This is a genomic window from Streptomyces laculatispora (genome assembly GCF_017353455.1).
GTDB classification, from domain to species: domain Bacteria; phylum Actinomycetota; class Actinomycetes; order Streptomycetales; family Streptomycetaceae; genus Streptomyces; species Streptomyces laculatispora.
In genome coordinates this window covers 1-6,876 of the sequence record NZ_JAFMPZ010000617.1, presented here as the reverse complement: position 1 = coordinate 6,876, position 6,876 = coordinate 1, and the positions used below count along the sequence as shown (strand labels likewise).

The 6,876-nt window shown below is 68.9% G+C and carries 5 protein-coding genes and 1 tRNA gene; 4 read left to right on the top strand and 2 right to left on the bottom strand.

The window, feature by feature from the left end; genetic code table 11:
- Window positions 1-210: 210 nt before the first annotated feature.
- Both J1C73_RS32305 and J1C73_RS32300 read right to left on the bottom strand, forming a co-directional pair.
- A complete protein-coding gene (locus J1C73_RS32305) occupies window positions 211-1,191 on the bottom strand; it encodes a CU044_5270 family protein (protein ID WP_207319472.1) in 981 nt (326 codons plus the stop codon).
- A gap of 119 nt (window positions 1,192-1,310) precedes the next feature.
- Window positions 1,311-1,937: an RNA polymerase sigma factor gene (locus J1C73_RS32300; RefSeq protein ID WP_207319473.1), complete on the bottom strand. Its 627-nt coding sequence runs from the start codon at window positions 1,935-1,937 to the stop codon at window positions 1,311-1,313.
- Window positions 1,938-2,625: 688 nt separating this feature from the next.
- Between J1C73_RS32300 and J1C73_RS32295 the strand changes: the two genes are divergently transcribed.
- The 4 genes from J1C73_RS32295 to J1C73_RS32280 all read left to right on the top strand — a co-directional run bounded on the left by J1C73_RS32295 (window position 2,626) and on the right by J1C73_RS32280 (window position 6,873).
- Window positions 2,626-2,701, top strand: a tRNA-Arg gene (locus tag J1C73_RS32295).
- A 300-nt stretch (window positions 2,702-3,001) separates the two neighbouring features.
- Window positions 3,002-3,226 carry a cold-shock protein gene (locus J1C73_RS32290; RefSeq protein ID WP_207319471.1) on the top strand — a complete coding sequence of 75 codons (225 nt, stop codon included), beginning with the start codon at window positions 3,002-3,004 and terminating at the stop codon, window positions 3,224-3,226.
- Window positions 3,227-4,244: 1,018 nt separating this feature from the next.
- On the top strand, window positions 4,245-5,225 hold the full coding sequence (locus J1C73_RS32285) for an SIS domain-containing protein (RefSeq protein WP_207319470.1): 981 nt from the start codon (window positions 4,245-4,247) through the stop codon (window positions 5,223-5,225).
- Window positions 5,226-5,373: 148 nt separating this feature from the next.
- Window positions 5,374-6,873, top strand: a complete 1,500-nt coding sequence (locus J1C73_RS32280; protein WP_207319469.1) for an immunity 49 family protein — start codon at window positions 5,374-5,376, stop codon at window positions 6,871-6,873.
- Window positions 6,874-6,876 lie beyond the last annotated feature (3 nt).

Below are 6,876 nucleotides of genomic sequence, written 5' to 3'. Positions count from 1 at the left end.
GGTGTGGCTGGAGTCGGGTCGGTGTGCGGCACGAACGACCTCTCTAAGCGCTTGCTCATGGCTTTCGTGACGCTATGCCCGCGCCCGCACCCCGTCAAGAGATCACCTGGCACCTGGGGTGCCTGGTTGTCTGGGCAGTCTCCACCCCTCACCCCACCCCCCTGTTACAGGGGCTACCTCTCATCCTCGCCACTTTCGCCCTCTCCCCGCCTAGGCCTTGCCCGTCCCCGGCAGTGCCTTCATCTCGTCGACCACGGCCCGCTGGGTGATCGCGGTCCGCGCGGTGACGGTGCCGGTCGCTATTCCGTCGGCCTCCCGAATCCGGACCGTGCGCTCACCGAGGTAGTCGTACGACTTCGCGTCGAAGATCCACTCCGTGCGCTCGCCCGCCTCCTCGTCGACCCGCGCTATGGCGATTCCGCTCCGCCCCTCCGCGTCCTTCGCCTCGTCCACCAGCACCACGCCCGGGATCTTCGCGGCAGCCCGGTACAGCGCGGCAGTCAGCTCGGGTGTCATCAACTGCTCCATCACCAGATCACCGATGACGGTGAAGGCCTCCTGGTTCCTTCCATTGCCCAGCCCCTCGGTCTCGGCATAGATCTTCTTCAGCAGCGCGTCCGGGTCCGTGGGCAAGGTCTTGAGGTAGTCGTAGCTGGGCGCGGACAGATGGGGCTCGACGTCGCTGTCCAGATCCATGCCCTTCTTCGAGGTGGTGCCGCTGTCCACCTCGATCAGCCAGCCCTTGCGTCCGTCTGGCGACATCCACACCTCGCGCGGATGCAGCTTCTGCACCCATGTCTTCTCCTCTCCGGTGTTGAGGTTGTGTGCCGTAGCGAGCCATGACACCTGGCTCTTGATGTAAATGAACTGCCCCGGCCCCGGCTCCGGCAGCGTCTCCTTGCCGGCCGCCACCGAGATCCGGTCCACCGTGCCGCCCAGTCCCCGCGTCGTTCCCGGCACCACCCGCACGACAGGGGCGGGCACCAATGCCTCCGCACTGCCCCCGCCTCCCTGCCCGAGCCCCAGCCGCCCGACGCCCACCACACCGGCCAGCACGGCCACCGCGACCGCCGCACTGATCAACGCAACCTTGCGACGGGACCGGCGCTCCACCACCGGAGGCGGCGGAAAGACCGGGTTCTGCCCCAACTCAGCCTGCTGACGCGCCTGGTGCTGCTGAATCTCGTTCATCAAGTGCTCCTCAAGCGTGGTCAAGCGGTCTTGAGGCAGCTCCGGATCGCCCGGCCCCGGGAACAGCCGGGCCAGCTCCACACGGTCGAGCGGCTCTCGCCGCCGCCAAGGGGTGCGCATCATCGGTCACTCTCCTCGTTCGACCGGACCGCTGCGATGCGGTCACCCTGTACTTGTCCGCACACCCCGACCGGTTCCGCCCTGCTTCGCGAGCGCCGCAGCTCCCCGTCCGTGAGCTTGCGCAGCCGGATCCGCGCCCGCGACAGCCGTGATCTCACCGTCCCGACCGGCACTCCCAGCGCCTCGGCGGCTTCCGCGTAACCGAGACCTGACCACACGCACAGCGCGAACACCTCCCGCTCGGACCGCCGCAGCTTCCCCAGCGCGACCTTCGCCGCAGCCAACTCCTCGGAATCCGCTATCCGCCCGACCAACTCGTCGGCGAAGTCCGGCAATACGTCCCGGAGGGGCAGCCGGGCCAGCGCCCGGTCATGGCGCCGGGCCGCACGCCCCGTATTACGCAGCACATTGACCGCGATCCCCATCAGCCACGGCCGGGGACTCTCCCCCTCGTCCCGCAACTTCTCCCGCAGCCGCCACGCCTCCAGGAAGGTCAACGACACGACGTCCTCGGCCACGGCCCAATTCCCCGTACTACGCACGGCGTGCCGGTAGACCAGCTGCGCGTAGTCACGGAAGAGCTCCCTGAAGGCATCAGGATCTCCCGCGCGAATGCGGACATGCATCGAGTAGTTCACGCCTTGTCTTGTCCGCCCACCCTCACAAGTTCCAGTGACCCACGTCACACTCCGAGTGTCCGTGATGCGTCATCAACTCGTCGTGCGCCGCTGGCGATGAAGGACGGTGGCGACGAGCGCGCAAGCAAGCGCGATCGGCAACAGGGCGCCGAGGGCAGGATTGACGAACTCGCCCCTGCGGTCGATGAGCATCGGTACGCCCTCGGGGGCGCCCCCGCTCGCACACCTCGCCCTGTTCCTGGCCTTTCGAGGAAAAGGACGCGGAGACACCTCTGCAGATAGAGGGCCGTCGCCACGGCGGCCGTCGTCAGAAACGTCCCGCCACACGGCCGGCGGGGTGTGCCGCCGGCAGGTTGCCGGGTCGGGGAGACGGGGAGGCGGGGAGCCGCCATGCGCGCCGCATGGTCGGGCAGGCAGCGCCTCCCTCCCGGAGGACCCCAGGCTCACAGAAATAGCAGGTCAGGAGCGGGCGCACTGCGTCCGATGCCGCCAACCCCATGGGGAGGCCCTTCACAGGGAGGAATCCGCTAGGCTGTCCCTGATCGGTCATTGGTATGTCCCGCCGCCTGCCCCAGCAAGGTCGCAGAAGGCGCCACACCCTGTCCGACCAGCGGGCTTGTAGCCCTTGGCGATGACCCGTCCACCGGGTTTTCAGCAAGGCTCCCTCCAAGCCCACGCCTTCGTAGCTCAGGGGATAGAGCACCGCTCTCCTAAAGCGGGTGTCGCAGGTTCGAATCCTGCCGGGGGCACCAGGCAAAGGCCCCGGACCGATCATGGTCCGGGGCCTTTTGACGGCACCATTTGACGGCAGTCGCGTCTCAGGCACCCGACAGACGGCGCGTGAGCAGGCGGCCCATGTGGCTGATCGCCTCCCGCTGGGTGCCGTGGGCCACGTGGGTGTGGCCGTCCGCAACAACAGAGGCTGGGCCAGGCTGCCCAGGTGCGCCAGCCTCTGTCACCCAGCCCATCGGCCCGTTCGAGGCTGCATCACCAGTGATTCCCCTTCTGAGTTCCCAGGACGCCGGCGCAGACGGGAACCGTAGGATTTCCCCATGGTGACTGCGACTGTCCGCGAGTGGCACGACGAGGAGGGGTGGGGCGTGCTCGACTCCCCCGAGACTCCCGGGGGGTGTTGGGGCCATTACTCCAACATCCAGACCAGAGGCTTCCGCACACTGTCGCCCGGACAGAAGGTGGATCTCCGATGGGAAGCCCCAGGCTACCGACAAGACGGGTACGACTACCGTGCGGTGAACATCGCGCCTCAGCCCGCTTGACATCCTCACCTGACATCAACGATGGCGTACACCCACGGTCTTCAGCAGCCCGGTGTGCCCTCGCACCCTCTATCTCAGCATGCCGTGAAGCTCCACTGATCGAACTCCTGAAGCGGGTGTCGCAGGTTCGAATCCTGCCGGGGGCACCACGCATTACGGTGCTGATCTGGGGTTCATCCCCCAGGTAGGTGCTGAAGACCCTCCCAGTCTCCACCCAGGCACTCCCCCAATCCTCACGGTCCTTGTCCTGCTGGGCGCGGTGCCGCTTGAGGGCCTGGACCGTGTCGGAGTCGAGGGCGATGGTGCGCGCTCCGGCGTCGGTCTTGGGATCGTCCTCGTACATCTCCCAGCCGTTCACCACGAGTCGCTTGGCGACCGTGAGGAGCCCGGCGTCCAGGTGCGTGGCGATCCACCTCTGACCGCATGCCCCACCTCCCACGCATGCGGCATCCCTTTCGGTACAGCCCTCGGCAAGCAAGCCAAAGGCCACGCGGCACGCCTCACCCTCCCCGGGCTGCCGGAGCTCGAAGTCTCGGGTTCCTGAGCCGGAGCGGTAAGTCGTTCGGTGTCGAGGCGCACGAATTCAGCGTCCGCGACTTCGACACCGACGGCCCGGAGACCTGTCTGTGCGGCGCGGAGCGCTTTCTCACCGCTGACCAGCCGGATCTGTCGGCGTATCCGCAGCGCGGGCACCGTTCCGGAGCGCTCCGCCACCGCCGACCAATGAAATTGCAGCGCACACGAGTTGTGCAGCTGCTGCTCCGGGGCAGCTTCCTTGACGGCGAAGAAGTGGACGGCGGCTGCGACCTGAGCCGGTCTCACGTGCACGCCGCACCTGATCATCACCGCCCAGCCCGCGACCGACAGAACCTGAAAACATCTGGCAGACGTACCCGGCCACCGGAGACCGGGCCGTCCGGAACGGGCCACCCCGCATTTCCGCCCCTGTGCCCCTGTGCCCCGCATCCTTCCTGACAGCAACGGCAACACCGCTACCAAGAATGAGAAGTGATCTGGCGTGACCTCGAAGACGGCCCTGTACGACATGATCCACACCCAGGCTGACGCCATCGCACGGCTGGCGGACACCGACCTGTCGATCCCCGCGGAGAGGCTGGCCGGAGCGCGACGCATCCTGCTCATCGGCACCGGCACCAGCCAGCACGCTGCCGAACTCGGCGCCATGATGCTTGTCCACGCCGGGATGGACGCCCGCTGGTCCTCCGCCGCTCAGTTCGCTCGCTGGGGGGCACCGCTGCGAGACGGTGACGCCGTGGTGGTGATCACTCACACTGCCGAGACCGCCTTCGCACTCACCTGCCGGGAGCAGGCTCTGGCCACCGGCGTGCCGGTCGTCTCCGTCACCGGCATCGGGTCCGGCTGGGCCGACGCAATCGAGACCGTCGAGCGTGAACGCTCCGAGACCTACACCGCCAGCTACACCGCCGCGCTCGCCGCGCTCGCTGGAATTGCCGCCCGCCTGGGCGCTGAGCAGTACGGCCCCCAGGCGCTGCGGCGCACCGCCGAAGCGGTACGGGAAGCCGTGGCCGACCCGGGGATCGACGGGATCGCCATTCCGGCCCGCTCCCTCGCCCTGATCGGCGCCGGCCCATGGGGCGTCACCGCAAGGGAGGGCGCACTCAAGATCCGGGAGGCGTCCCGGACCCTTGCAGAGGGCTTCGAGGCGGAGAGCTTCCTCCACGGTTCGGCCGTCCCGTTCGGGACCTCCGACGGACTGGTCCTGTTGGAACCCGCGCAGGATCCGGACGGGTTGGTCGCAGCGCTCGGCAAAGCCGCCCGTGCGGAGGGCATCACCGTCCACGTCCTCGGCCACGGCACCGACGACCTGCCGCCGGTCCTGGCCCAGCTGCCGATGACCGCCCGGCTCCAACTGCTGGCGGACCGGTTCGCCGGGATACGGCAGCAGAATCCCGATGTGGCCATCGTGGGCGCCTGGGCGGAGAATCAGCTGTGGACTCTGGGCGCCCCCACAGCCTGACGTCTCTGCGCAGGGGCCGGGGGGCAAGCCGAAATGCGTCTGCTGCACCAAGCGCCGTACCGGCAAGCCCACTTGGGGCTTCGGCGGGGCTGAACCGGAGGACGGGCCGCATGATCCGGCCGCGCACGGCCTTCGTAGAGTCAGGCGAATGAATCCGGACCACACTCCCGACACCGACGAACTGCTGCGCGGTACGTACGCACGTCTGCTGCCCACCGAGTCGATCGCCCCTGAGATCGCCGGCTCCCTGCGCTATGCGCGTGTGGTGGCCGACGGCCTCGTCTTCGTCTACGCCCTCGACCGGCCCACCGACGTACGGATCCTCACCGACGTGGACGTGGAGCGCGCCGGCCCGGAGGAGCTGGGGCGGGCGGCGTACGGGAACCTGATGCGCCTGCCCGTCACACACGAGGAGATCCCCCTCGACGGCACGGTCCTGCACTCCTTCTACGGAGACTCGCACTTCGTCGGCAGCCAGGCCCTGTTCCTGTCCGCGGCGGTCCGACAGGTCACCGGCGATTCGCTTCCGGACGCCGGCGCCCTTGTCGTCATGCCGAGCCGGCACAACCTGGTGTACCACCCGATCGCCGACGGCACGGTGGCCGACGCCGTCAACGCGCTGGCCGCCTACGCGCTGGGCGCCTTCGAAGACGGGCAGGGCCCCCTGTCGCCGCGGCTCCACTGGTGGCACCGCGGCAGCCTGAAGCCGCTCACGGTGATCGACGAGGAGACCCGTTCCTTGTCCGTCCAGCCGCCGCCGTCCCTGCTCGGCCTGATGAAGGGCCTGGTTCGCCTCGACCGCGCCGGCCGGCTCGCCACCCGTGCCGCCGCCGAGGCGCCCGCCCCCGACCTCGCCGAACTCAGCCGCGCCACGGCCGAGTCGATAGCAGGGCTCGCCCGGGATCCGGGCATCGGCCCGGGCGACGCCTTCGCCTCCGCCGTCGCCCACGCCCACGCCCGGTGCGCCACCGATCCCCAGGCGGCGAAGATCGGCACGTGGGACGCCTGGGCCACCGCCGTACAGCTCGGCTCCGCCCTGTTCACCGGCGCTCAGCCGCAGGACTGCCGGCTCGGCGAGGACCTCGTCATCGAGCTGCCGGCCACCCCCGCCGCGCCGCCCGCAGACGCCCGTGCCTGGCTCGACGCCCTCTACCTGGCGATCGCGTGCCGAGAGGGGGACCGGATCCAACGGCTGTGCCAGGTACCGCTGGAGACGCTGCGGCAGGACGACTCCGTCGACGCGTACGTGCTGCACTGGATCGACACCCTGCAGGCGTACTTCTCCGAAGACCACTCCATGGACAGGGTCGTGGAGAAGCTGGTCGCCACCATGGAGGCGTCCGGGCCCGACCACATGACCCACGCCCCGATGGAGTTCGTGAACGCGGTCGACTACCAGCCGATCGCGCTCTTCCACCGTCTCGTCGCACGGGACCACGACACCTTCGCCAAGACACTCGGCGAGGCCCTGGCTGAACACCGGGCCCACTGGGGCGGGTCGGCGGCACCACGTGCCCACGTGGCTCTGGGACCGCTGGCGATCGCGAGCCTCGCCTTCGACTACGGGTTCCCCATCGATCCCGCCCAGTCGCACCTGCCCCAGTTCCTGCTCAACCGCGAACGGATCGAGGAGATCCCCAGCCCCTGACCG